Source organism: Novosphingobium guangzhouense, from assembly GCF_002896965.1.
GTDB lineage: Bacteria > Pseudomonadota > Alphaproteobacteria > Sphingomonadales > Sphingomonadaceae > Novosphingobium > Novosphingobium guangzhouense.
In genome coordinates this window covers 52,485-76,775 of sequence record NZ_LYMM01000003.1, presented here as the reverse complement: position 1 = coordinate 76,775, position 24,291 = coordinate 52,485, and the positions used below count along the sequence as shown (strand labels likewise).

Here is a 24,291-nt window from a genome sequence, read left to right as displayed (position 1 = left end):
AGGGACGGAACACAAATGCCCGCAGAGGCGATTATGCTGCGGCAGTCGAATCCTGATCCTTGTCGACGACCGTCAACTTATTGCCACCAATTGCGACCTTTTTCGGCTTCATGGCTTCCGGCACCTCGCGGACGAGGTCGATTACAAGAAGCCCGTCGGCAAGGTCTGCGGCATCAACCCGCACATAGTCGGCAAGTTCGAAGCGCCGCTCAAAACCGCGCTGGGCAATGCCGACGTGCAGCATCTCGCCATCGGTGGATTCGTCGGGCTTGTTTCCCTTTACCACCAGCAGGTTGGCCTGCGCGGTGATGTCGATATCAGCAGGCTTGAAACCGGCGATCGCAAGGGTGATGCGATAGGCATCCTGCCCACGGCGTTCTATGTTGAACGGAGGATACTTGTCGCCAGAGTTCGCTCGAGCCTGGTTTTCGATCATGTCGAACAGCCGGTCGAAGCCGACCATCGTGCGGCGATAGGGGGAAAAATCGATGCGGTTCATGACAAAAATTCTCCAATGAGCAATCTTCGTGTGGGTGAGGCCCGCAACACGGCGCCTCTCTCTGCAAGCCATCCCCTTGGCGGGCCATGACTTGCATTCCTAGATATGCTAGCCGCCAGCCCTTTCAAGGGGCGCACATGGAGTTTGGCATGAGCCAGCTGAAGATCGAAATCTACACCAAGTGGGGCTGCCCTTATTGCGTGGCCGCCAAGTCGTTGCTCGACAAGAAGGGCGTCTCTTATGAAGAGTACGACCTGACGATGGGCGGACCAAAGCGCGCGGAAATGCTGCAGAGGGTGCCGGGCGCGACCACGGTTCCGCAGATCCTGATCGACGATCGGGCTTACGGCGGCTTCGACGATATCAATGCCCTGGATCGTGAGGGCAAGCTCGACCCGATTCTGGGTCTCTGACACATGACACGCGCCGCATTGTTCCAGATGACGACCGGCATCGATCCAAAGGAAAACGCCGCAGCCATCGTCGCCGCCTTGGCCGAGGCGCGTGCCGACGGCGCGGCGATGATGTTCACGCCTGAGATGTCCGGTTTGCTGGATCGGAAAAGGGACCGCGCTCGTGGGATGATCCGGGGCGAAGATCAGGATATCGTCCTTTCAGCCGTTCGCGACGCGGCTTGTCGGGAAGGAATCTGGGTTCACATTGGCTCGCTGGCGATTGAGCGGTCCGATGGGAAGTGGGCGAACCGTGCATTCGTGATCGACAGTTCGGGCGAGATTCGCGCGCGCTACGACAAGCTGCACATGTTCGACGTCGACCTGAAGACCGGCGAAAGCTGGCGAGAATCGAACGCTTACACGGCGGGCGATCAGGTGGTCGCCGTAGAGACGCCCCTGGGGCGCCTGGGGCTGGCTATCTGCTATGACGTTCGTTTTCCGGCATTATTCGAAGCGCTGGGGCGCGAGGGATGTGATGCCATAGCCATTCCCGCTGCGTTCACTGTACCCACGGGGCAGGCGCACTGGCATCTGATGCAGCGTGCCCGTGCTGTCGAGGCGAGTGCATACGTCCTGTCTGCAGCACAGGTTGGCAAACATGAGGATGGCCGAGAGACTTACGGGCATTCCTTGGCTGTCGACCCTTGGGGGCAGGTGCTGCTGGACATGGGCGGCGCGGATGATGGCGGCGTGGCCGGACTGGGCTTCGTCGATATCGATCTCGACAGGGTAGCCGAAGTGCGCCAGCAGCTTCCCAGCCTGGCCAACCGCCGCACTTTTGCCAAACAGGCCCCCCAATGATTGTCTATGATCTGGAATGCCATCCGGCGCAGCACCGTTTCGAAGGGTGGTTCAAGTCGTCCAGCGACTTCGCGCAGCAGCAAGGGCGCGGACTGGTAACCTGTCCACATTGCGGATCTGGGGAGGTCAACAAGGCGGTACAGGCGCCGCGTCTGGCGCGAAAGGGCAATCAACTACCTGAGGTCAAACGCCCTTCTGAGGTCAAGGCGGCGGTGGCCGACGTGCCGGTCGCCAACGTGCCGTCGCCGCAGCAGGTCGTCGAATTGGTGCAGGCGTTGGCGTCGATGCAGGCCGAAGCGCTCAAAACTTCGCGTTACGTCGGGGAGGACTTTGCCAAGGACGCGCGCGCCATGCATTACGGTGAGCGTGATGCCGAAGTGATCCATGGGCAGGCTACGGCGACTGAGGCGAAGGAACTGCTGGAGGAAGGCATTGAACTGATGCCCTTGCCATTCCCGGTAATACCTCCCGAAAAGGCAAATTGAGGGGGCATCAGGCGCGAGGGCAGTGATGGAACTGCGTTCGGCCCACACGAATCTTCTCCGGCACGTTTTGAGAGGTTGAGCCGGACGGCGACCGCGGCTAAAGGCTCAAGCGGGAGCCCGTAACTCAGCTGGATAGAGTGCCAAATTCCTAATTTGGAAGCCGTGGGTTCGAATCCCGCCGGGCTCGCCACGAACCCCGCAGTACACTGCGGGGTTCTTTTTTGGTGATCGCGAATTGGCCGACGACGGCCATCATGTGAATGCCGTCGGCCCTGTTGTTATGCTGCCTGCAGCGTGGCGCTGTCGATGACGAAGCGATAGCGCACGTCACTGCGCTCCATGCGTTCGTAAGCCTCTTCGATCTGCTTGATGTCGATCATCTCTACGTCCGAAACGATGCCGTGCTTGGCGCAGAAATCCAGCATCTCCTGTGTTTCGGCGATTCCGCCGATCAAAGACCCAGCGATGGTCTTACGGCCGAAAATAAGGCCGCCGACGTTGGGCGAGGGGTGGGGGTGCTCAGGCACGCCCAGCATGACAAGTGCGCCGTCGCGCTTCAACAGGCCGACATAGGTGTCGAGGTCGTGACTGGCGGCAACGGTGTCGATGATGAGATCGAACGAGCCGGTATGCGCGGCCATTTCCGCAGGTTCGCGGCTGACCACCGCACTGTCGGCGCCAAGGTCGATCGCGTCCTTTCGCTTGGCCGGGGTCGAGGTGAAGGCAATCACCTGGGCACCCATGGCATGGGCGATCTTGATCGCCATGTGACCAAGACCGCCAATGCCGACCACGCCCACCTTCTTGCCAGGGCCGGCATTCCAGTGGCGCAGCGGGGAATAGGTTGTGATGCCTGCGCAAAGCAGCGGTGCGACTGCCGCAAGCTGTTCAGCCGGATGGCTGATCGAAAGCACGAAGCCCTCGTTCACGACGATGGCGCTTGAATATCCCCCCATGGTGTGGCCCGGAGCGTCGGGGGTTGGGCCGTTGTAAGTGCCGACGAAGCCGCTTTCGCAATACTGCTCAAGGTCGTCGTGACAGGAGCCGCAGTGCCCGCAGCTATCGACCATGCAGCCAACGCCGACAATATCGCCGACTTTGAAGCGGCTGACTTCGTCACCGACCGCGCTGACCGTGCCGACGATTTCGTGGCCTGGCACGCAGGGAAACAGCGTGCCGCCCCATTGGCTGCGGACGGTATGAAGGTCCGAATGGCATACGCCACAATAGGTGATGTCGATCGCCACGTCCCTTGGGCCGGGCGCGCGCCGTTCGATGGTGATGGCTTCGAGGGGCCGTTCGGCGGACTGCGCACCATAAGCATTGACGAGCATGGGTATCCTTCCTTGTAGAAGGTGAGGGAGAAAAAGGCAGCAATGCTGCGAACGCGAGATAGGGGTTATCGCGTTCGGCGATTACCACGAGCGTACTTCACGTAGCGATGAACGATGCTCACCGTTTCGGCAGTTGCCGATTTCGCCAGCTCCGTTGTCACGTTTTTCGTCCTCTCACACTTTGCGAATGGGCTATGTCGCGGATAGCGAATGACAGTCGAATGTTCAGGGTAAATATTAGCGTTCGTTGGCTCGGCTCATCCATCGACGGGATCTGCTTCGGACTACCTGTCTTGCAGGATTGTGACAGCCTCACGCGTAACTTGATCGCAATGTGCAGGATCGTTAGCCGAGCCCTCCGCAAGCCAGGCAAACGACTTCAGGGAGTGTATCTCATGCGCCTACGTACTGTGCGCAAAGGAATTTTTCGAACTCGTCTGCCTGGTCTCGGGGAATGTGCGCGTGTCGATATGAGCGCGGGCGATGCCGCGCCTTTTCTTGAGCGGGACATGTATATTCTGCTCGGTTTCGAGCCGAGTTTCGATCAACTGCCCGAGCAGCACGCGGGCTCCGGGTCTGTGTCCCACCCCTTATGGGCAAGCCGGTTTTAGCTGCCGCGGCAGGACGAATCGTCGCGGAAGTGAAATTGGGGCGCGCAAATTGACGCGCTTTAGTCTATGGGCCGCCCAACAGGTGCGCCCGAGGGCGACCACGCAGCCCTCCTTACGCTCTTTCAAAGCCGCACAAACGCGGCAGGATTCGTTGATTCTATATGACTTTTCCTCAGATTCCCCAGCTTCTAGCCGACGCGCTGACCGCGCATGGGTATGAGACGCTGACCCCGGTGCAGGCCGCTGTCACCGAATCGGAGGCCCATGGCCGCGATCTCGTCGTTTCGGCGCAGACCGGGTCGGGCAAGACCGTCGCTTTCGGCCTTGCGATGGCAGACGAATTGCTTGCGGATGATGAAATTGCCTTCGCGTCGACCCCGCTTGCTCTCGCCATCGCGCCGACCCGCGAACTGGCGCAACAGGTCAGCCGGGAACTGGAATGGCTCTACGCCAAGACCCATGCACGCATCGTGACATGTGTGGGCGGCATGGACCCGGTAAAGGAGCGCAAGCAGCTTGAGCGCGGTGCGGCGATCGTTGTCGGCACCCCCGGGCGTCTGCGTGACCATCTGGAGCGTGGCAAGCTTGACCTTTCGGCGCTGCGTGCCGTCGTGCTCGACGAAGCCGACGAGATGCTCGACATGGGCTTCCGCGAGGATCTCGAAGAACTGCTCGATGCCACTCCGGAAGGACGTCGCACGTTGTTGTTTTCGGCCACGATGCCGCGTCCGATTGAAGCACTCGCCCAGCGTTATCAGAAGGATGCGCTGCGTATCTCGACCATTGGCGAGAATCGCGGCCATGGCGATATCTCGTATCAGGCAGTGACAGTCGCGCCGTCGGACATCGAGCATGCCGTGGTGAACCTGCTGCGCTTTCATGAAGCGGAAACGGCGATCCTGTTCTGTGCGACCCGCGACAACGTGAAGCATCTGCATGCAACGCTGGTCGAGCGCGGCTTTTCTGCCGTGGCGCTCTCTGGCGAGCATTCGCAGAATGAGCGCAACAATGCGCTGCAGGCTTTGCGTGATCGCCGGGCCCGTGTCTGCGTGGCGACAGATGTTGCCGCTCGCGGCATCGACCTTCCTTCGCTCAGCCTTGTCATTCACGTCGAAATTCCGCGCGATGCGGAAACGCTGCAGCACCGCTCGGGCCGCACCGGCCGCGCAGGCAAGAAGGGTACTGCAGTGCTCCTCGTGCCTTATCCGCGCCGCCGCCGCGTCGAGATGATGCTGCGCGGTGCCCGCATCGAAGCAGAGTGGGGTGACGCACCGACGCCTGAGGCGATCCGGGCGCAGGATCGTGACCGTCTGCTTGAAAAGCTTCTGGCGCCGGTAGAAGTCGAGGACGATGATCGCGAACTGGCGAAGGTCGTACTGGAATCGATGAGCGCCGAAGATGTCGCGGCGGCACTGGTTCGTGCCCATCGTGCCGCCATGCCGCAGCCCGAAGAGTTGCTTGGAAATTCGCCGGAAGCACGCCAGAAGCGCGAGCGTCCGGGCTTCGACAATGTCGTATGGTTCCGCATGGACGTTGGCCGTGATCAGCGGGCAGAAGCGCGTTGGATCCTGCCGGTGCTGTGTCGCCGTGGTCATGTGACCCGCGATGCAGTCGGGCAGATTCGCATCAACGCCGATCAGACCTACTTCCAGATTCCCGCCGCGCAGGCAGAGCAGTTCGAACGCGCCGTGTCGCGCACCGCCCGCGAAGACGGTGAGTACGAAGCGACGATCCGCATCGAACGGGCTCCGGATACCCCGCGCGATGCCGCCCGTCACCGCAGCCGGGACCGTGAGGGTCCGCAGGGGCGCGGCCGTCGTCCGCACGGTAATGGCGGCGGTCAGCGCTTCGAAGGGCAGCAGGGTGGTGAAGGTTCCGCGCCGTATCGCGCGCGTCCCACGGGCCCGCGTCAGGACCGTCCGGGCGGCGGAAAGCCTTTTCACAAGAAACCGAAGAAGAGCTGGTAACTCACTGAAAAAATAGCGCCCCGGTGAAAATCCGGGGGGGCATAAGGAAAACCCCGGCGGCTCCAAGGAGCGCCGGGGTTTTCTTTTGCTTTGCGAAAAAAGTGGGGAGGGGGATCAGCCCTCCATCCATTCCTTGAAGAACGCTTCGTGCGCTGCGCGCAGCGTCGCGATTTCGACACCGACGACCTGAGTGCCGCCTACGGAACCGATCTTCACGGCCTCCGGCAATACGGTGCCGGCGGGCGCGGTGACGATGTAGCGCGACTGGTCCTCACCGAACGCCTGCACGGTGGTGAGTTCCTCGTCCAGCACACAGCCGAGGCCGCTGGCAAGCGCCATTTCGGCGATCGCAACGATCAGGCCGCCATCGCTGACGTCATGGACCGCAGTGACCTTGCCTTCGCCGATCCAACTGCGGATCACGCCGCCGTTGTGGGCTTCAAGCTTGAGGTCAACCCTGGGCGCATCGCCTGCTTCCTGACTGCCGATTTCCTTGAGCCACAGCGACTGGCCAAGGTGCGTGCCTTCTCCGCCAAGCAGGAAGATGTCTTCGCCTTCGGCCTTGAAGGCAATGGTCGCCATCTTGTCGTGGTCTGCCAGCAGGCCAACGCCACCGATCGCCGGGGTGGGCAGGATCGCCGAACCGCCCCCGGTAGCCTTGGATTCGTTATAGAGCGATACGTTGCCCGAAACGATGGGGTAGTCGAGGCCACGGCACGCATCACCCATGCCGTTCAGACAGCCGACGATCTGCGCCATGATCTCGGGACGCTGAGGGTTGGCGAAATTGAGGCAGTTGGTGATTGCCAGCGGCAGGCCGCCCACCGCGCTGATGTTGCGGTAGGTTTCGGCCACCGCCTGCTTGCCGCCCTCATACGGGTCTGCGTAGCAGTAGCGGGGTGAGCAGTCGGTGCTGATTGCCAGCGCTTTCTGCGTGCCGTGGATGCGCACCACGGCAGCGTCGCCGCCCGACTTCTGCATGGTATCCGCGCCGACCTGGCTGTCGTACTGTTCCCAGATCCACTTGCGCGAGGCAAGGTCTGCACCGCCCATCAGCTTGAGCAGGTCCGCGCCGACGTCTGTGCTGGCCGGGACATCGCCCATGGCGGGGACTGCGGCCCAGCTCTTGTATTCCTCGGCCGTGACATAGGGGCGCTGGTATTCCGGGGCGTCGTCGGCAAGCGGGCCGAGCGGAATGTCGCAGACCACTTCGCCGTTGAATTCCAGCACCATATGGCCGGTATCGGTCACTTCGCCAATCACCGCGAAGTCCAGCTCCCACTTGCGGAAAATGGCTTCAGCCATGGCTTCCTTGCCGGGCTTGAGCACCATGAGCATGCGCTCCTGGCTTTCGCTCAGCATCATTTCGTAAGGTGTCATCGCGTCTTCGCGGCACGGCACCTTGTTCATGTTCAGGCGAATGCCCGCGCCGCCCTTGCTGGCCATTTCGACCGACGACGAGGTCAGGCCCGCCGCGCCCATATCCTGAATCGCGACGATCGCGTCGGTCGCCATCAGTTCTAGACATGCCTCGATCAGCAGCTTCTCGACGAAGGGATCGCCGACCTGCACGGTGGGGCGCTTTTCGTCGATGTCGTCGCCGAAATCGGCCGATGCCATGGTGGCGCCGTGAATGCCGTCGCGGCCGGTCTTGGAGCCGACATAGACGATGGGGTTACCGAGGCCGGTTGCGGCGCAATAGAAGATCTTGTTCGTATCGGCTACGCCGACGGTCATCGCGTTGACGAGGATGTTTCCGTCGTAAGCCTTGTGGAAGTTCGTTTCGCCGCCCACGGTCGGCACGCCCACGCAGTTTCCGTAGCCGCCGATCCCGGCGACCACGCCCTTGACCAGATGCTTCATCTTGGGGTGTTCAGGACGGCCGAAGCGCAGGGCGTTCATGTTGGCAACAGGGCGCGCGCCCATCGTGAAGACGTCGCGCAGGATGCCGCCCACGCCGGTCGCAGCGCCTTGATAAGGCTCGATATAGCTGGGGTGGTTGTGGCTTTCCATCTTGAAGATGGCGGCCTGACCATCGCCGATATCAATGACACCGGCGTTTTCGCCGGGGCCGCAAATCACCCAAGGTGCCTCGGTTGGGAGCTTCTTGAGGTGGAAGCGGCTCGACTTGTACGAGCAGTGCTCCGACCACATCACCGAGAAAATGCCGAGTTCCACGAGATTCGGCTCGCGACCCAGCGCATTCAGGACGCGCTCGTATTCTTCGGGATTGAGGCCATGCGCCTCGACGACGTCAGGGGTGATTCCGCTCATGCGACGCGCCTTAGCCCCGTCTTTCCGGCTGCGCCAGAGCGTATGGGCATAACGGCACCCAACGGCACTGAAAGTGCACCAAGCGATACCATGGACGCTGTATGATACGCTGTGACGGGTAATTCCCGCCGCGACCTTGACCGTTACACCGACGAGCGCCATTGCTTGCCCATGGAATCCGAAACTTCGACCATCGACACGCTCAGCTTCGAGGATGCATTGCGCGCACTGGAAACCATCGTGCGGCAGCTTGAAAGCGGTGATGTGCCTCTGGAAGATTCGATTTCGCTCTACGAAAAGGGCGAGAAGCTGCGTCAACATTGCCAGAAGCGCCTTGATGCCGCTCAGGCGCGTATCGAGCGTATCGTCGCCGGGCCTGACGGGCAGGCGGCGGGCACTCAGCCTTTCGACCTGTGACGCAAGTGGCCGCGCCCGATTCGCTGCTGGCCGAGGGCCTTGCGCGGATCGCCGAGGAAATCGACGGCGCCTTTGACGCGCTACTTGCCGTTCCAGACGATGCGCGTGCACGTCTGGTGGAGGCGATGCGCTATGCGGCGATCGGCGGCGGCAAGCGGCTACGCCCGCTGCTGCTGGCCAGCGTCGCGGAAATGTACGGCGTTCAGCGCGAGGCGGCGATCCGAGCGGGCATCGCCATCGAATCGATCCATGTCTATTCGCTGATCCACGATGATTTGCCCTGCATGGATGACGATGCCGTGCGCCACGGCAAGCCGACCCTTCATCTTGCTTTCGATGAGGCGACCGCGGTGCTGGCGGGCGATTCGCTTCATGCCTTCGCCTTCGAGGTGCTGTCCGATCCGGCGACCAGCGCTGACCCCTTCACCCGCATCGAACTGGTGCGCACGCTTGGCCATGCCAGCGGCGCGCAGGGGATGGCCGGGGGGCAGATGATGGACCTCGTCGCCGAAACCAGCGAGTTCGATCTGCAGACCGTTACCCGACTGCAACAGCTCAAGACTGGCGCATTGCTGGGCGCGGCGGTGGAGATGGGTGCGATCCTGGGCCGTATTCCGCCCGAGGGCAGGACGCACTTGCGCGGCTATGCCCGCGACATCGGGCTTGCTTTCCAGATCGCCGATGACCTCATCGACCATGAAGGCGACGCCGCAGTCGCCGGCAAGGCCGTGGGCAAGGACGCGGCGGCGGGCAAGGAAACGTTCGTTTCCCTGCTTGGGCCGGATCGCGCGCGTGAGCAGGCGCGCATGCTGGTCGAGCAGGCCGTGGGACACCTTGCCCAGCATGGCCGGGAAGCGGACCTTCTTCGCGCCGTGGCGCGCTACATCATCGAGAGGGATCACTGATGGGAGAACGCATCGGCGTCTACCCCGGCACTTTCGACCCGATCACGTTGGGCCACGCCGATATCATCCGGCGCGGCGCCAAGCTGGTCGACCGGCTGATCATCGGTGTCACGACCAATCCATCGAAGAATCCGCTGTTCACACCCGAAGAGCGCATGGCCATGGTTGAGCGTGAAGTGGCCGCGATGGGGATCGATAATGTCAGCGTGGTGGGCTTCAACGCGCTGCTTATGAAGTTCGCGCAAGTGCAGGGGGCCAGCGTGATCGTGCGTGGCCTGCGCGCGGTGGCGGACTTTGAGTACGAATACCAGATGGCCGGAATGAACCAGCAGCTCAATTCCGCCATCGAGACGGTGTTCCTGATGGCGGACGTAAGCCTGCAGCCGATTGCGTCCAAGCTGGTCAAGGAAATCGCGATGTTCGGGGGCGATATCGCGAAGTTCGTCAGTCCGGCGGTCCGCGACGATGTCGTCGCGCGGATCGCGCAGAACGGGTTATTGGGGGACTACTGAGCTTGCGCGGATGGGCGGGTCCGCGTGAAAATCATTCATTGTGCCGACAGCGGGGGCGCTTTATCGCGTCCGATACGCGGCTCGGCCGTTCATTGCCCAGGTGACAGATACATGAAGTTTCGCCTTCCCCTGACCGCGCTTATGCTTGGCGCCGCGCTTGTCGCGGCTCCTGCGTTTGCGAAGGACAAGGACAAAAAGGATGAGGCCGCCGCGACGCCGACGCCTCCTCCCCTGCCGACCGCGATCGACACCGATATCACGCATGAGCCGGAAAACGTGCTTCTGCTCGATCTGTCGGACGGTGGCCGCGTTGCCATTCGTTTGATGCCGCAGTGGGCACCGCACCATGTTGAGCGGATCAAGACGCTGGCCGGGCAGGGTTTCTACAACGGCCAGATTTTCCATCGCGTGATCGACGGCTTCATGGCGCAGACCGGCGACCCCACCGGCACGGGGCAGGGTGGTTCGCAACTCCCAGACCTGCAGGCGGAGTTCAACTCGATGCCGCACTTGCGCGGCACGGTGTCCATGGCGCGCACCAACGACCCGAACAGCGCCAACAGCCAGTTCTTCATTGTCTTCTACCCCCGCTTCGCGCTGGACAAGAAGTACACGGTGTTCGGTCGCGTGATTTCCGGCATGCAGTACGTCGATGCGATCCATCGCGGCGAGCCGCCGGAGGATCCCACAAAGATCGTTCAGGCATCGCTGGCGTCTGAAAACAAGCCGGCCCCGGCAGCGCCGGTGGCTCCGGCCGCACCTGCGCTGAAGGCGCCGTCGGTTTCGGACCTCAACAACTCGCAGTCGAACTGACACGACCTCCGTCGTCGCGGCTTCGACAAGCTTAGCCTGAGCGGGAGGAGAGGGCGCACAGTCTTGCCCCGCCTCCCGCTCTGGTCTAGCGCGCGGCCATGCGCGTAGACCTTTTCGACTTCGACCTCCCGCCCGAGAGCATCGCCCTTCGTCCCGCGCGTCCGCGCGATGCGGCGAAAATGCTGGTCGTGGCTGGCGACGCGCCTTTCGAGGATCATCACGTTCGCGATCTGCCTTCACAATTGCGTGCCGGCGATGTGCTGGTGTTCAACGATACCCGCGTCATTCCCGCCCAGCTTGAAGGCATGCGCGGAGAGGCTCGCATAGGCGCCACGCTGCACAAGCGGATAGATCTGCGCCGCTGGCAGGCGTTCGTGCGCAACGCCAAGCGCCTGCGCGAAGGGGACCGCATCTCCTTCCCGGCTGATGTGACCGCGATTGCCGAGAGCCGTCTGCCCGATGGCAGCTGGACCCTCGCCTTCGAGGGTGACGAGCCGGTGGAAGTGCTGCTGGAACGGGCAGGTCGGATGCCTCTGCCCCCCTACATCGCCGGAAAACGCCCGACCGACGAGGCGGATGCCAGCGATTACCAGACGATGTTCGCGCGCGAAAAGGGCGCCGTCGCCGCGCCGACTGCGGCTTTGCATTTCACCCCCGAACTGGTCGAGGCGCTCGACGCGGCAGGCGTGGCGCGCGAAACGTTGACGCTCCATGTCGGTGCCGGGACGTTCCTGCCAGTCAAGGCTGACGACACCGTGGACCACCAGATGCACGCCGAGTTCGGCCGTATCGACCAAGCCACCGCTGACCGCCTCAACGCAGCGCGCGCTGCCGGTGGGCGGGTGATCGCGGTAGGCACGACCTCGCTGCGGCTGCTGGAAAGTGCGACGGGAGAGGATGGTGTGATCCGTCCGTTCGAGGGTGACACGGCAATCTTCATCACCCCCGGCTATCGCTTCCGTGCGATAGACGGGCTGATGACCAACTTCCATCTGCCCAAGTCCACCCTGATGATGCTTGTCAGCGCCCTGATGGGTCTGGAGCGGATGCAGGCGGTCTATGCCTACGCCATCGCAAACGGCTATCGCTTTTACAGCTATGGGGATTCCTCGCTGCTGCTTCCTTAAGGGAAGGTTGGCGCTCAACGCCGCATTGCAAAAGATACTGCGTCGGGGGGCTTGGAACCGGGACGTTTCGGCCCCATCCATGCAGCTATGCAGCCCATTCTCGAAATCAGCGGCCTGACGAAGACTTACTCAGGCGGTTTCACGGCGCTCAAGGGCGTCGACCTGACCATCAACAAGGGTGAGATTTTCGCCCTGCTAGGACCGAACGGTGCCGGAAAGACGACGCTGATCGGCGCGGTCTGCGGCATGGTCCGGCCGACTTCGGGCACGATTACCGCGTTCGGCGAGGACATGGGGCGTCACTGGCGCACCTTGCGCAAGCGTGTAGGGCTGGTCCCACAGGAACTGGCGACCGACATGTTCGAGCCGGTGCTGCGCTCGGTCAACCATTCGCGCGGGCTCTTCGGGCTCGCCCCCAATCCGGCGCTGGTCGAGGAAATCCTCAAGGCTCTCAGCCTCTGGGAGAAACGCGACGAGCAGATCCGCAATCTTTCGGGCGGCATGAAGCGCCGCGTGCTGATCGCCAAGGCGCTGGCGCACGAACCCGAGTTGCTGTTCCTTGATGAACCCACGGCGGGCGTCGATGTTGAGCTGCGCCGCGACATGTGGAAGCAGATCGCCCTCCTGCGCGAACGCGGCACGACCGTGATCCTCACCACTCACTACATTGAGGAAGCCGAGGAAATGGCCGACCGCGTCGGCATCATCCGCAAGGGCGAAATCCTGATGGTGGATGAAAAGGCGGCCATGATGGAACGCCTTGGTCGCACCGAAGCGCTGATCACGCTGGACCAGCCGCTGGCGCAAGTGCCCACCGAGGTCGCCGCATTCCCGGTGACGCTGGCGGAGGATGGGCGCACGCTCGTTTACCGTGGCGGCGGCGGGGAAGGCGCATCTGCGGGCACTGCCGAAGTAGCCGAACTCACCAAAGCGCTGACCCGTGCCGGGATTGACTACACCGCGATCGATATTCACGAATCCAGCCTGGAGGACATCTTCGTGAACCTGCTTGAAGGCCCCGATGCACCGGTGCAGGAGACGGCGGTATGAGCCTGTTCAATGCCCGCTCCGCGTGGACTATCTACAAGCAGGAACTGATGCGGGCCTTCCGCACGGCGATGCAGTCGATCCTGGCGCCGGTCTTGACCACGACGCTCTATTTCGTCGTCTTCGGCGCCGCGATCGGCGGCCAGATGAAGAGCGGCGTGGACGGGCTCAACTATGGCGCTTTCATCGTGCCCGGCCTGCTGCTGCTGACGATCCTGGGCGAAAGCGTGTCCAATGCCAGCTTCGGCATCTACATGCCGCGCTTTACCGGCGCGATCTACGAACTGCTGTCCGCGCCAGTGGGCGTTGCCGAAACCCTTGTCGGCTTTGTGGGGGCAGCTGCGAGCAAGTCGTTGATCCTTGCCGCGATCATCCTCTTCACCGCCAGTTTCTTCGTCGATTACACGATAGCGCATCCGGTCTACGCGTTCTTCTTCGTATTGCTGGTCTCGGCCAGTTTCTCGCTCTTCGGCTTCATCCTCGGCATCTGGGCGGACAGCTTCGAGAAGCTGACGATCGTGCCGCTGCTGATCCTTACCCCGCTGACGTTCCTGGGGGGCACCTTCTATTCGATCGACATGCTGCCCGAGCCCTGGCGGCAGGTGGCGATGGCCAACCCGGTGGTGTACCTCGTCAACGGCCTGCGCTGGACGTTCTACGGCAGCTCGGACGTGCCCATCGCACTGTCGCTCGGGCTGACGCTGCTGTTCCTCGTGTTGTGCATCGGATTTATCACATGGATCTTCAAGAGCGGGTGGCGTTTGCGCACGTGACGCGTTAGCGTTTGCAGCATGACGATGCTCCGACCGGTCCTTTCCGGCCTTCCCGTTCTGCTGCTTGCCGTTCCCGTACACGCGCAGGAATTCCAGTTCGACGAGCCGCTCGTACTGGTTCCGCTTCCGCCGCCGCCTCTCCAACTGGACCTGCCGGATTACCCGGAATTCGTGCCTTATGTGAAGGCGGATCGACCGCGCCTGGCGCCGGCCGTGCGGGCCATGCTGGAAGCGGCGATGAAGACCGACGACAGCGCATCCGTCGCCGCGCTGGTCAAGTTCGCGCAGCAAACCCAGCCTTACGACAAGGACGAGATTCGCGACATGCAGCGGGCCTTCAACGACCGCCGCGCCAAGGAGATCGCCGCCAAGACCGAGGCCGACCTTGCCCGCATCCGTGCGTCCGGGGTGCTTGAACTGTGGAAGGGCCAGATCGAGGTTGGTGCCTTCCGCTCCACCGGCAACACCGACAACTTCGGGTATACGGCGGCGCTCAAGTTCAACCGCAAGGGCATCAAGTGGGAGCACATTATCCAGGCGAATGCCGATTATCAGGAAGATCGCGGCACGATCACGCGTGAACAGTATTCGGCCAGCTACCAGCCGCGCTATACGCTGAACGAGGGCTTCTTCACCTATGGACGCACCCAATACGAACGGGACCGCATTCAAGGCTTCGAGGATCGCTATACCCTCTCGGGCGGCCTTGGTTATCGCGTACTCAATCGCCCCGGCATGATGCTGGCGCTGGAAGCTGGTCCGGCGTTTCGTGCCACGAACTATGTCGATGATATCAACCAGACGACGTGGTCGGTGCTGACATCGCTGGATTTCGACTGGACGATCAACCCGACGATCAAGCTGACGCAGGACGCCAGCAGCTACATCGGGTCTGACAACAACACTTTCACCTCGATGACCGCGATCGAGGCCGGGATGATGAAAGGCTTGAAGGCCAAGCTTTCCTATTCGATCGAGCATGAAACGCGCCCGCCCAGCGGATCGCTGAAGACCGACACGATCTCTCGCTTCTCACTGGTCTACGGGTTCTGATCGCTGTAACGGGCAGGGCATGAACCCCCGTTTCCAGTTTTCGATCCACGCCACGGACGGCAAGGCCCGCACCGGCACCATCCAGATGCGTCGCGGAGAAATCCGCACGCCTGCGTTCATGCCAGTGGGCACCGCCGCCACCGTCAAGGCGATGAAGCCGCAGGACGTGCGCGCAACCGGCGCCGACATCCTGCTTGGCAATACCTATCACCTGATGCTGCGCCCCGGTGCAGAGCGCGTCGCGCGCCTTGGCGGACTGCACAAGTTCATGAACTGGGACCGCCCGATCCTGACCGACAGCGGCGGCTATCAGGTGATGAGTCTGTCAGAACTGCGCAAGATTACCGAAGAGGGCGTGACTTTTGCCAGCCATATCGACGGTTCGCGCCACATGCTCAGTCCCGAACGCTCTATGGAGATCCAGCGCCTGCTCGGCTCCGACATCGTCATGTGTTTCGATGAATGCCCCAAGATCGATCAGCCACGCGACGTGATCGCACGCTCCATGGAAATGTCGATGCGTTGGGCAAAGCGCAGCCGCGCCGCGTTCGATGCAGGTGGTGAACATGCCGCCAACTCGGCACTGTTCGGAATCCAGCAAGGTGCGCTCGACGAATCCCTGCGCAAGACCAGCGCCGATGCCCTGACCGAGATCGGTTTCGACGGCTATGCCATCGGCGGCCTTGCTGTGGGCGAGGGGCAGGAGGCGATGTTCGCGACGCTGGAATTCGCACCGGGCCAGCTTCCGGCCGATCGCCCGCGCTACCTGATGGGTGTGGGCAAGCCGGACGATCTCGTCGGCGCGGTGGAGCGTGGGGTCGACATGTTCGATTGCGTGCTGCCCACCCGTTCGGGCCGCAATGGGCAGGCGTTCACCTGGAACGGCCCGCTCAATATGCGCAACGCCCGTCACGCCGAAGATACCGGCCCGATCGACGAGCGCTGTAAGTGCCCGACCTGCGGCACCTACACGCGCGCGTACCTGCATCATCTTATCAAGGCCGGCGAGATGCTGGGCGCCATGCTGCTGACCGAGCACAACCTCTCGTTCTACCAGCAACTGATGCAAGGCATGCGCGACGCGATCGCGGAGCAGCGCTTCAGTACCTTCGCTGCGGATTTCCGACGGGACTATTTCCGCAAGGAATGAGGGGCCGGGGCGGCGGCATGACAGATGATGTTCAGACCTTTGTACGCGACAGGGCGCTGACGCGGGCTGATTTCGAACGGTTGCCGTCTTCGGTGCGGCAGGTGATCGGCTGCGATCTGGATGAGGCCCAACTTGGCGGCCTCGACTTTTGGGGCTGGACATTTCAGGACTGCAGCCTGCGGCGCGCGGACTTTAGCAATGCCAAGCTTGACGGTACGACGTGGAAGTCCTGCCGGGCCGCGTTCATAGATTTCACGGGTAGCGATCTCGACGGCGCCAGCTTTCACGCCAGCGACTTCAATAATGCCTCGTTCCGGCGCACCTCGCTGGCTTCAGCTCGAATCATTCGCTGCAAGCTGACAGGAGCAGACCTGTCGGATGCGTCCCTGCTGGATGTCACGCTGGAAGAAACGCTGCTCGTCAGTGCGCGCTTGCCGGGGCATTCTTTCAGGGGAGCTACATTGCGGCAGGTCGATTTCTCGCAGGCGGATCTTGCGCGATGCGACTTCCGGCGCGCGCTGTTGCTGGATTGCAGCTTGCGCGATGCGGATCTTTCCAGAGCCCGATTCGATGGGGCAGACCTGCGTGGCGCCGACCTTGGCGGCCTGCGTCTCGTCGATGCCGCTCTGTTTCGCGGTGCGATCATCTCGCGCGCTCAGGCGGGGCAAATTCTTGGCGAGTTGGGGATCACTGTTCGCTGAACGGCCGGGAGCCTGCTTGCCAGGTATATCGATCAGGCGAGAGCGGGCTCTGCGATCTCCTCATCGCCGTGCATGACTTCCAGCATCGTTTCCACGTAAGCCACGAAGCGGCCGGTCATCTCATCGAGGAAGCCGGCGCCGATTTCACAGGCGTGGCGCTGGGCCGTCCTGAGGTCGTTGTACCATTTACCGGTGCGGTGCGGAGTGACGAAGCGGTAGCGAGTCATGATGTACGGGCTAATGCCCGATCTCGGCGGCAGTTCCCTTACAAGTGCTGCAAATCGTGTAATTTTCAGTGTCGTTTGAATACTTTGACACGCATAAGAAAAGGGCGGCCCCGAAGGACCGCCCTTTCTTGTTTCCGTTGCCGGAGAACCGGATCAGCGCGAGTAGAACTCGACGACCAGATTCGGTTCCATCTTCACCGGGTAGGGCACTTCGTCGAGCGTCGGAACGCGAACGAAGGTCACCTTGTCGGTGCCGTCCTGTGCGACATAGTCGGGCACTTCGCGTTCGGGCAGGTTCTGCGCTTCGAGTACGAGAGCCATTTCCTTGGCCTTGTTGCCCAGGCTGATGACGTCACCGACCTTCACGCGACGCGAAGCGATGTTGCACTTCACGCCGTTGACGCGAATGTGGCCGTGCGAAACGATCTGGCGAGCCGAGAAGATGGTCGGCGCGAACTTGGCGCGGTACACGACCATGTCCAGGCGCTGCTCCAGCAGACCGATCAGGTTCTGGCTGGTGTCGCCCTTCATCGACGACGCTTCCTGGTAGGTGCGCTTGAACTGCTTTTCAGTCACGTCGCCGTAGTAGCCCTTGAGCTTCTGCTTGGCGCGCAGCTGAATGCCGTAGTCCGACAGCTTGCCCTTGCGGCGCTGACCGTGCTGGCCGGGGCCGTAGCTGCGGCGGTTGACCGAGCTCTTGGGGCGACCCCAGATGTTCTCGCCCATGCGGCGGTCGAGTTTGTACTTGGCGCTCTGGCGCTTCGACATAAGTCGTCCTTCAATCTGCTTGCCGCGCTGCCACCGTGGCTGCGCGATCCATTTGTTCTCCCGGGGCGCACCATCCGACCTATCGTGCCGGATGCGGCCGCCGCTTCACCGGGAGTGCGGGGCCGAATGGACAAACCTGCGAACGGCAGGCGCCACGTGAAGGGGTGGCCCATACCGGTTGGGCCGGGAAAGTCAAGAAGCGTGTGCTGCGACGATTACTGCCCAGAGCTTACTGGCCACAGCTTAATGGCCACAGTTTACTGGGCAGTCCCGCCTGGACCGCCCATAGTGTTGGCGCGACCAACCATCTGGCCGGCTTGTGTGGTTCCCGCCGAATCGATCAGCTTCCATTCGGCAGCGGTATGGCAGACCCGCTTACGCATGATGGAGCCGGTCGGAGCTTCGAAACGGCACACCTTCTTGTCCGGATCAACGACTTGCGTGTCCTTGTCCTTGGCCAGCGCAGGCGAAATAGCGGCTGCGGCGACGGCGGCTGCCGCAATAAATCGAAGCATTGTCATGTAATTCCCCAAATTGTAGCCCGAGAACGTTTTACGCCTGGGCAACAGTTGGGCAACTCAAATCCTTCAACCTACGCTTCGGTGTTCTTGGGCCGCCGGTTGCCGCCAAGGGCGCTGAGCACGCCACGCATCGTGCGCACTTCAAGGCTGTTCCAGCCGGGCTTGGTCAGCATGTTGCGCAAGGTGCGCCGGGTGGCGGCGGCGCGGCTCTCGGGGTAGAAGTACCTGGTCGGTTCCAACACCTTCTCGAACTGGCTGATCATGCCCTCAAGTTCGTCCTGCGGGGCAGGGGGCAACAGATCCTCGACCGTGGGCTGCGCAAGGTTGGCGCCTTTCGACCATTCGTAGGCGCACAGGATAACCGCCTGCGCCAGATTGAGCGAGGCGAATTCCGGGTTGATCGGCACTGTCAGGATCGCGCGGGCGAGTGCCACGTCATCGGTTTCCAGCCCCGAACGCTCCGGCCCGAACACGTAGGCGGAGCGCGCGCCGGTATTCTGGGCCGTAGCATAGACTTCGCGGGCAGCTTCTTCCGGCGTCACCACCGGTTTTGTCACCCCGCGCTTGCGCACTGTGGTGGCGTAGACGTTGGCGCAATCGTGGACGGCTTCAGCCAGCGTCTCGAAGACCTCAGCGTTTTCCAGCACGTCGTCCGCACCCGCAGCTGCTGGCCCGGCCGAAGGGTTCGGCCAGCCGTCGCGCGGGGAAACCAGGCGCATTTCGGTAAGTCCGAAGTTGAGCATTGCGCGCGCGGCCTTGCCGATGTTCTCGCCAAGCTGCGGTCGGACCAGCACAATAACCGGCTGCTTCATTTCAATTGACGCCGACATCGCGCACGGTCCCTGCAAATTCTTCGAAATCCTTCGCCTCGTTGAAGGCGCGGTAGACGCTGGCGAAGCGGATATAGGCCACCGAATCGAGCTGACGCAGCCCTTCCATCACCAGTTCGCCGATAGTACGCGAAGGCACCTCGTTTTCGCCGATGGTTTCGACCTGACGCTGGACACCGGAAACCAGTCGCTCGATCTTCTCGCGATCGATCCCGCGCTTGCGGCAGGCAAGGGTGACCGACTGCTCGATCTTGGCGCGGTCGAACGGCTCGCGGCGTTCATGGCCATCGGCATCGTTACTCTTGACCACCACGATCTCGCGCAGTTGCACGCGCTCGAACGTCGTGAAGCGGGCGCCGCAGCTGGAACACTGGCGACGGCGACGGATCGCGGTGGCATCCTCGGTCGGGCGGCTGTCCTTGACCTGGGAATCGTCGTGGGCGCAAAAAGGACAGCGCATTCAGATAGATACTTTCAATAGTTCAGTCTCAGTCGGGGCGAACGCGCTTGTAGAACTTATACCCTGCGCCTGCCGCCAACCCAAGGCCGATGGAAACAAAGGGCAAAAATGCGCCCGCAACCGCGCCCGCAGCGCCCCATATCAGTACCGGCTTGGTCGAGGGATGATCCATCCCGTCTGCAAGCATTCCGGCAAGTTCCTGACGCGCATCGGTCACGAAATCACCGGTCTGGTTGGGGCGCTGCGGGTCGGTCATAGACTTAGTCCTCGTAGATGGGGAAACGATCACACAGCGCTTCAACGCGCGTGCGAACGTTCTGCTCCACCTGAGCGTCTCCTGCTTCACCGCACTTGGCAAGGCCGTCTAGGACGTCGGCGACCATGTTGCCGATTTCGCGGAACTCCTCCGGGCCGAATCCGCGGGTGGTGCCGGCGGGCGAACCGACGCGGATGCCGCTGGTCTTCATCGGCGGCAGGGGGTCGAACGGGATGCCGTTCTTGTTGCAGGTGATGCCCGCACGCTCCAGCGCTTCATCGGCGTCCTTGCCGGTGACGCCAAGCGGCGAGAGGTCGACGAGCGCGAGGTGGGTGTCGGTACCGCCCGAAACGATCGCTGCGCCACGCGCCTTGAGGGTGTCGGCCAGAACCTTGGCATTCTCGATCACGCGCGCAGCGTATTCCTTGAATTCAGGGCGCAGCGCTTCACCGAAGGCGACCGCTTTTGCGGCAACGACGTGCATCAGCGGGCCACCCTGAAGGCCGGGGAACACTGCCGAGTTGATCTTCTTGGCCAGCGCTTCGTCATTGGTCAGGATCATGCCGCCACGCGGCCCGCGCAGAGTCTTGTGGGTGGTGGTGGTGGCGATGTGTGCATGCGGGAAAGGCGAGGGGTGCAGGCCGGCCGCGACGAGGCCAGCAAAGTGCGCCATGTCGACCTGGAAGATGGCGCCGACGGCATCCGCGATCTCGCGCATGCGCTTGAAGTCGATCACGCGCGGATAGGCAGAGCCGCCCGCGATGATCAGCTTGGGGTTATGTTCGCGGGCCAGTGCCTCGACCTGATCGTAGTCGATCAGGTGCGTGTCCTTGGTTACGCCGTATTGTACAGCGTTGAACCACTTGCCCGAGAGCGCGGCCTTGGCGCCGTGCGTAAGGTGCCCACCGGCATCGAGGCTCATGCCCATGACGGTATCGCCGGGCTTGACGGTCGCCAGCAGCACCGCGCCGTTGGCCTGTGCGCCAGAGTGGGGCTGGACGTTCGCGAAGCCACAGTCGAACAGCTGCTTGGCGCGTTCGATTGCAAGGGTTTCGACTTCGTCCGAAGGTTCGCAGCCCTGATAGTAGCGCTTGCCGGGATAGCCTTCGGCGTACTTGTTGGTCAGCACTGAGCCCTGCGCTTCAAGCACGGCCTTGGAGACGATGTTTTCGGAAGCGATCAGTTCGATCTGCTTGCGCTCACGCTTCAGTTCGTGGCCGATGGCCTTTGCGACGTCCGGGTCGCTCTGCGCGATGCTGTCGGTGAAGAAGCCGGGGGAACGGATGGCGGTTTCTACGGTCATGTTCACTGGCTCCTTCAGAACGACGGATTGGAGAGCTTGTCGACGCGGCCTGCATGGCGGCCGCCGCCGAACTCGGTGGAAAGGAAGGCATCGAGGCAGGCCTTGGCCATGTCTTCTCCGGTCAGGCGCGCGCCCATGGCGATGACGTTGGCGTTATTGTGTTCGCGTGCGAGGGCTGCCGAAAGCGGTTCGCTCACCAGCGCACAGCGGCATGCGGGGTCCCGGTTGACCGCGATCGAGATGCCGATGCCCGATCCGCAAAGGGCGACGCCGAACTGCACGGTGCCGTCCGCGACGACCGAGGCCAGCTTGTAGCCGTAATCGGGATAGTCCACCCGGTCAGCCGTCTCAGGGCCGAGGTCGGCGACTTCGTGCCCAGCTTCGATGAGGTATTCGCGCAAGGTCGCCTTGAGGTCGACGGCGGCGTGATCGGATGCGATCGCGATACGCATGGGAGCGTGCTTCCTTCCTGCGAGGGATTCGTTTGCGGCTCCCTTAGTCGCGAGTCTGCAATATTGCCAGTGCGGCGGACACGTGGAAGAGATAGAAGGTGAAAGAGCGCTTGCAGAGGTATCGCGTGCGGCGAACTATCTATGTGCAGAAGCGTGTTTTTTTTCGGAAGGGTGCCAACCATGAAGCGACCTCTGCTTTCGGTGTTGAGTATGGTCGGGGTGCTCGCGTTGGCGGGTTGCCTGGAAACGATGCCCGCTCCTGATCGGCCTTCGCCGCCACAGCCGCCGTCGAAAAAGCCGGCCATGTGTACCCGCGAATACGCGCCGGTTTGCGGAGAGAAGCGGGAGCGCCGTCAGACATTCAGCAATGCGTGCATGGCTCGGGCAGATGGCTACCGGGTGATCGGGCAGGGCGAATGTCGGCGGTAACGCGCTTGGCCAGACTGAAGTTACAAAAAAGCCCCGCCGAAGCGGGGCTTTTCTTTGTCGCTCTTCCAAACCTTACTGGTCGAGGAACGAACGCATCTTGCGGCTGCGGCTCGGGTGCTTGAGCTTGCGTAGCGCCTTGGCTTCGATCTGGCGAATACGTTCGCGGGTGACCGAGAACTGCTGGCCGACTTCTTCCAGCGTGTGATCGGTATTCATGCCGATGCCGAAGCGCATGCGCAGCACGCGCTCCTCACGCGGGGTGAGCGAGGCAAGGACACGGGTGACCGTTTCCTTGAGGTTGGCCTGGATCGCCGCATCGACCGGGATGATTGCGTTCTTGTCCTCGATGAAATCACCCAGGTGCGAATCTTCCTCGTCGCCAATCGGCGTTTCAAGGGAGATAGGCTCCTTGGCGATCTTCATCACCTTGCGCACTTTTTCGAGCGGCATGGAAAGGCGTTCGGCCATTTCTTCCGGAGTGGGCTCACGGCCCTGCTCGTGGAGGAACTGACGGCTGGTGCGCACCAGCTTGTTGATCGTCTCGATCATGTGGACCGGGATACGGATCGTGCGGGCCTGATCCGCGATCGAGCGCGTGATCGCCTGCCTGATCCACCAGGTCGCGTAAGTCGAGAACTTGTAGCCGCGGCGATACTCGAACTTGTCGACCGCCTTCATCAAGCCGATGTTGCCTTCCTGAATGAGATCCAGGAACTGCAGGCCTCGGTTGGTGTACTTCTTGGCGATCGAGATCACCAAGCGCAGGTTCGCCTCGACCATTTCCTTCTTGGCGATGCGCGCTTCACGCTCTGCCTTCTGGACCATGTTGACGATGCGGCGGAATTCGGGAAGCGCCATGCCGGTGGCAGCCGCGATGTCCGAGACTTCGAGGCGGATACGTTCGACCGAATCGGCTTCATTCTCGGCGAACGCAGCCCACTTCTTGTCCTTCTTCGCGACGTCCGTGATCCACGTATCGTCCAGTTCGCGCCCGACATAGCTTTCAAGGAAGTCGGTGCGCTTCACCTTGTGACGCTCTGCCAGACGCAGCATCTGCCCGCCCAGCGTCGTCAGGCGGCGGTTGAAGGCGTAGAGGTTGTCGACAAGGTATTCGATCTTGGTCGCGTGGAACTTGACCGATTCGACCTGCGCGGTGAGGTCTTCGCGCAGCTGCTGATACTGGTCTTCCTTCGCGGCCGGGAAATCGATGCCCAGCGCAAGCGCTTCAAGGCGTTCGGACTGCAGGCGCTCAAAAGTCTGGAACAGCTCGGTGATGAGCATGAACTTCTCAAGCGCTTCGGGCTTGAGAGCCGCTTCCATCTGGGCGAGCGAAAGAGTGTTGTCCTCTTCCTCTTCCTCGGCCTGGCGCTTGGGGATCGGGTTGCCGTCCTCGTCGACTTCCTCGGAGTTGTCCTCATCGGAGTCGTCGTCGTCTTTGAACGAAGGGCCGGCGGTCTTTTCGCTGATTTCGCCGTCGTCCTCGCTCTCACCGTCTTCGTTGAGGCTTTCGGGAGCAGGTTCCTTTGAAAGCATCGCGTCGAGATCGAGAATCTCGCGCAGCTGCATTTCGCCGTTGTTGAGCGCTTCAGACCACTGGATGATGGCGTGGAATGTGATCGGGCTTTCGCAAAGACCCAAGATCATCATGTCACGACCGGCTTCGATGCGCTTGGCGATGGCGATTTCGCCCTCGCGGCTGAGCAGTTCGACCGCGCCCATTTCGCGCAGATACATGCGCACCGGGTCGTCGGTACGCTCGACCGTTTCCTTTTTCTTGACCGGGTCAACGTTCACCCGCGGCGACAGGTCATCACCATCATTGTCATCGGAATCATCCGAATCGCGATCGTCGTTTTCCTGGTTATCGGCGTCTTCGTCGCTCTCGACGATGTTGACGCCCATTTCCGAGATCGCGGCCATGATGTCCTCGATCTGGTCGGTGGACATCTGGTCCTGAGGCAGCGCCTCGTTCAGTTCGTCGACCGTGATGACGCCGCGACGTTTGGCACGCGCGATCAGCTTTTTGATCGAGGCTTCGTTCAGGTCGATCAGCGGCGCGTCCATGCCCTCGTTGTCCGCGCCGTTGGTGTCGTTCTTGCTCATCAGTTCGCCGTTATCCCG

General features: G+C 62.1%; 27 protein-coding genes and 1 tRNA gene. 16 read left to right on the top strand and 12 right to left on the bottom strand.

Annotated elements, in window-relative coordinates; translation table 11 throughout:
* Window positions 1-31 precede the first annotated feature (31 nt).
* A complete protein-coding gene (locus A8V01_RS03780) occupies window positions 32-499 on the bottom strand; it encodes an Hsp20 family protein (protein ID WP_103094626.1) in 468 nt (155 codons plus the stop codon).
* A gap of 149 nt (window positions 500-648) precedes the next feature.
* Between A8V01_RS03780 and grxC the strand changes: the two genes are divergently transcribed.
* From grxC to A8V01_RS03760, 4 genes are all read left to right on the top strand, one after another.
* The gene (grxC, locus tag A8V01_RS03775; RefSeq protein WP_103094695.1) at window positions 649-912 is read left to right on the top strand and encodes a glutaredoxin 3; all 264 of its coding nucleotides are present in this window, start codon (window positions 649-651) and stop codon (window positions 910-912) included.
* A gap of 3 nt (window positions 913-915) precedes the next feature.
* Window positions 916-1,755: a carbon-nitrogen hydrolase family protein gene (locus tag A8V01_RS03770; protein WP_103094625.1), complete on the top strand. Its 840-nt coding sequence runs from the start codon at window positions 916-918 to the stop codon at window positions 1,753-1,755.
* Window positions 1,752-2,240 (top strand): DUF1178 family protein, encoded by a 489-nt coding sequence (locus A8V01_RS03765; RefSeq protein WP_103094624.1) that lies wholly within the window; start codon window positions 1,752-1,754, stop codon window positions 2,238-2,240. Before A8V01_RS03770 ends, A8V01_RS03765 begins: the two co-directional genes overlap by 4 nt.
* Window positions 2,241-2,353: 113 nt before the next feature.
* A tRNA-Arg gene (locus A8V01_RS03760) sits at window positions 2,354-2,430 on the top strand.
* An 88-nt stretch (window positions 2,431-2,518) separates the two neighbouring features.
* Here A8V01_RS03760 and A8V01_RS03755 read toward each other — a convergent pair.
* Entirely contained in the window at window positions 2,519-3,574 is a 1,056-nt protein-coding gene (locus A8V01_RS03755; protein WP_103094623.1) for an NAD(P)-dependent alcohol dehydrogenase, read from the bottom strand.
* A gap of 772 nt (window positions 3,575-4,346) precedes the next feature.
* Here A8V01_RS03755 and A8V01_RS03745 point away from each other — a divergent pair.
* Entirely contained in the window at window positions 4,347-6,152 is a 1,806-nt protein-coding gene (locus A8V01_RS03745; RefSeq protein ID WP_103094622.1) for a DEAD/DEAH box helicase, read from the top strand.
* Window positions 6,153-6,266: 114 nt separating this feature from the next.
* Here A8V01_RS03745 and purL read toward each other — a convergent pair whose 3' ends face one another.
* Complete coding sequence (gene purL, locus A8V01_RS03740) at window positions 6,267-8,426, bottom strand: phosphoribosylformylglycinamidine synthase subunit PurL (protein ID WP_103094621.1); 2,160 nt, start codon at window positions 8,424-8,426, stop codon at window positions 6,267-6,269.
* Window positions 8,427-8,597: 171 nt separating this feature from the next.
* On the opposite strand from purL, the gene A8V01_RS03735 reads away from it, so the two are divergent.
* From A8V01_RS03735 to A8V01_RS03690, 10 genes are all read left to right on the top strand, one after another.
* Window positions 8,598-8,843: an exodeoxyribonuclease VII small subunit gene (locus A8V01_RS03735; protein WP_103094620.1), complete on the top strand. Its 246-nt coding sequence runs from the start codon at window positions 8,598-8,600 to the stop codon at window positions 8,841-8,843.
* Complete coding sequence (locus A8V01_RS03730; RefSeq protein WP_103094619.1) at window positions 8,840-9,748, top strand: polyprenyl synthetase family protein; 909 nt, start codon at window positions 8,840-8,842, stop codon at window positions 9,746-9,748. The genes A8V01_RS03735 and A8V01_RS03730 overlap by 4 nt, the downstream gene beginning before the upstream one ends.
* The gene (coaD, locus tag A8V01_RS03725) at window positions 9,748-10,260 is read left to right on the top strand and encodes a pantetheine-phosphate adenylyltransferase (protein WP_103094618.1); all 513 of its coding nucleotides are present in this window, start codon (window positions 9,748-9,750) and stop codon (window positions 10,258-10,260) included. The genes A8V01_RS03730 and coaD overlap by 1 nt, the downstream gene beginning before the upstream one ends.
* A 111-nt stretch (window positions 10,261-10,371) precedes the next feature.
* On the top strand, window positions 10,372-11,073 hold the full coding sequence (locus A8V01_RS03720) for a peptidylprolyl isomerase (protein ID WP_103094617.1): 702 nt from the start codon (window positions 10,372-10,374) through the stop codon (window positions 11,071-11,073).
* A 98-nt stretch (window positions 11,074-11,171) separates the two neighbouring features.
* On the top strand, window positions 11,172-12,200 hold the full coding sequence (queA, locus tag A8V01_RS03715) for a tRNA preQ1(34) S-adenosylmethionine ribosyltransferase-isomerase QueA (protein ID WP_103094616.1): 1,029 nt from the start codon (window positions 11,172-11,174) through the stop codon (window positions 12,198-12,200).
* Window positions 12,201-12,287: 87 nt separating this feature from the next.
* On the top strand, window positions 12,288-13,250 hold the full coding sequence (locus A8V01_RS03710; RefSeq protein ID WP_103094693.1) for an ABC transporter ATP-binding protein: 963 nt from the start codon (window positions 12,288-12,290) through the stop codon (window positions 13,248-13,250).
* On the top strand, window positions 13,247-14,020 hold the full coding sequence (locus A8V01_RS03705; RefSeq protein ID WP_103094615.1) for an ABC transporter permease: 774 nt from the start codon (window positions 13,247-13,249) through the stop codon (window positions 14,018-14,020). Before A8V01_RS03710 ends, A8V01_RS03705 begins: the two co-directional genes overlap by 4 nt.
* Window positions 14,021-14,038: 18 nt before the next feature.
* A complete protein-coding gene (locus A8V01_RS03700; protein ID WP_103094614.1) occupies window positions 14,039-15,073 on the top strand; it encodes a DUF481 domain-containing protein in 1,035 nt (344 codons plus the stop codon).
* Between the two features lie 19 nt (window positions 15,074-15,092).
* Window positions 15,093-16,223: a tRNA guanosine(34) transglycosylase Tgt gene (gene tgt, locus A8V01_RS03695; RefSeq protein WP_103094613.1), complete on the top strand. Its 1,131-nt coding sequence runs from the start codon at window positions 15,093-15,095 to the stop codon at window positions 16,221-16,223.
* 17 nt (window positions 16,224-16,240) lie between these two features.
* A complete protein-coding gene (locus A8V01_RS03690) occupies window positions 16,241-16,924 on the top strand; it encodes a pentapeptide repeat-containing protein (RefSeq protein ID WP_103094692.1) in 684 nt (227 codons plus the stop codon).
* A 32-nt stretch (window positions 16,925-16,956) separates the two neighbouring features.
* Here A8V01_RS03690 and A8V01_RS03685 read toward each other — a convergent pair whose 3' ends face one another.
* The 8 genes from A8V01_RS03685 to rpiB form a co-directional block, all read right to left on the bottom strand.
* Window positions 16,957-17,151, bottom strand: a complete 195-nt coding sequence (locus A8V01_RS03685; RefSeq protein WP_103094612.1) for a hypothetical protein — start codon at window positions 17,149-17,151, stop codon at window positions 16,957-16,959.
* A 153-nt stretch (window positions 17,152-17,304) separates the two neighbouring features.
* Entirely contained in the window at window positions 17,305-17,919 is a 615-nt protein-coding gene (gene rpsD / locus A8V01_RS03680; RefSeq protein WP_103094611.1) for a 30S ribosomal protein S4, read from the bottom strand.
* Between the two features lie 257 nt (window positions 17,920-18,176).
* On the bottom strand, window positions 18,177-18,440 hold the full coding sequence (locus tag A8V01_RS03675) for a hypothetical protein (protein ID WP_146037170.1): 264 nt from the start codon (window positions 18,438-18,440) through the stop codon (window positions 18,177-18,179).
* A 71-nt stretch (window positions 18,441-18,511) separates the two neighbouring features.
* Window positions 18,512-19,270: an RNA methyltransferase gene (locus tag A8V01_RS03670; protein WP_211294951.1), complete on the bottom strand. Its 759-nt coding sequence runs from the start codon at window positions 19,268-19,270 to the stop codon at window positions 18,512-18,514.
* The gene (gene nrdR, locus A8V01_RS03665) at window positions 19,254-19,730 is read right to left on the bottom strand and encodes a transcriptional regulator NrdR (protein WP_103094609.1); all 477 of its coding nucleotides are present in this window, start codon (window positions 19,728-19,730) and stop codon (window positions 19,254-19,256) included. Before nrdR ends, A8V01_RS03670 begins: the two co-directional genes overlap by 17 nt.
* A 28-nt stretch (window positions 19,731-19,758) precedes the next feature.
* The gene (locus A8V01_RS03660; RefSeq protein WP_103094608.1) at window positions 19,759-19,986 is read right to left on the bottom strand and encodes a hypothetical protein; all 228 of its coding nucleotides are present in this window, start codon (window positions 19,984-19,986) and stop codon (window positions 19,759-19,761) included.
* A 4-nt stretch (window positions 19,987-19,990) separates the two neighbouring features.
* Window positions 19,991-21,289 (bottom strand): serine hydroxymethyltransferase, encoded by a 1,299-nt coding sequence (glyA, locus tag A8V01_RS03655; RefSeq protein WP_103094607.1) that lies wholly within the window; start codon window positions 21,287-21,289, stop codon window positions 19,991-19,993.
* Between the two features lie 14 nt (window positions 21,290-21,303).
* Entirely contained in the window at window positions 21,304-21,741 is a 438-nt protein-coding gene (gene rpiB / locus A8V01_RS03650) for a ribose 5-phosphate isomerase B (RefSeq protein ID WP_103094606.1), read from the bottom strand.
* A gap of 141 nt (window positions 21,742-21,882) precedes the next feature.
* Between rpiB and A8V01_RS29675 the strand changes: the two genes are divergently transcribed.
* On the top strand, window positions 21,883-22,170 hold the full coding sequence (locus A8V01_RS29675) for a hypothetical protein (RefSeq protein ID WP_425437256.1): 288 nt from the start codon (window positions 21,883-21,885) through the stop codon (window positions 22,168-22,170).
* A 72-nt stretch (window positions 22,171-22,242) separates the two neighbouring features.
* On the opposite strand, the gene rpoD is transcribed toward A8V01_RS29675, so the two are convergent.
* The gene (gene rpoD, locus A8V01_RS03645) at window positions 22,243-24,273 is read right to left on the bottom strand and encodes an RNA polymerase sigma factor RpoD (protein ID WP_103094690.1); all 2,031 of its coding nucleotides are present in this window, start codon (window positions 24,271-24,273) and stop codon (window positions 22,243-22,245) included.
* Between the last annotated feature and the right edge of the window lie 18 nt (window positions 24,274-24,291).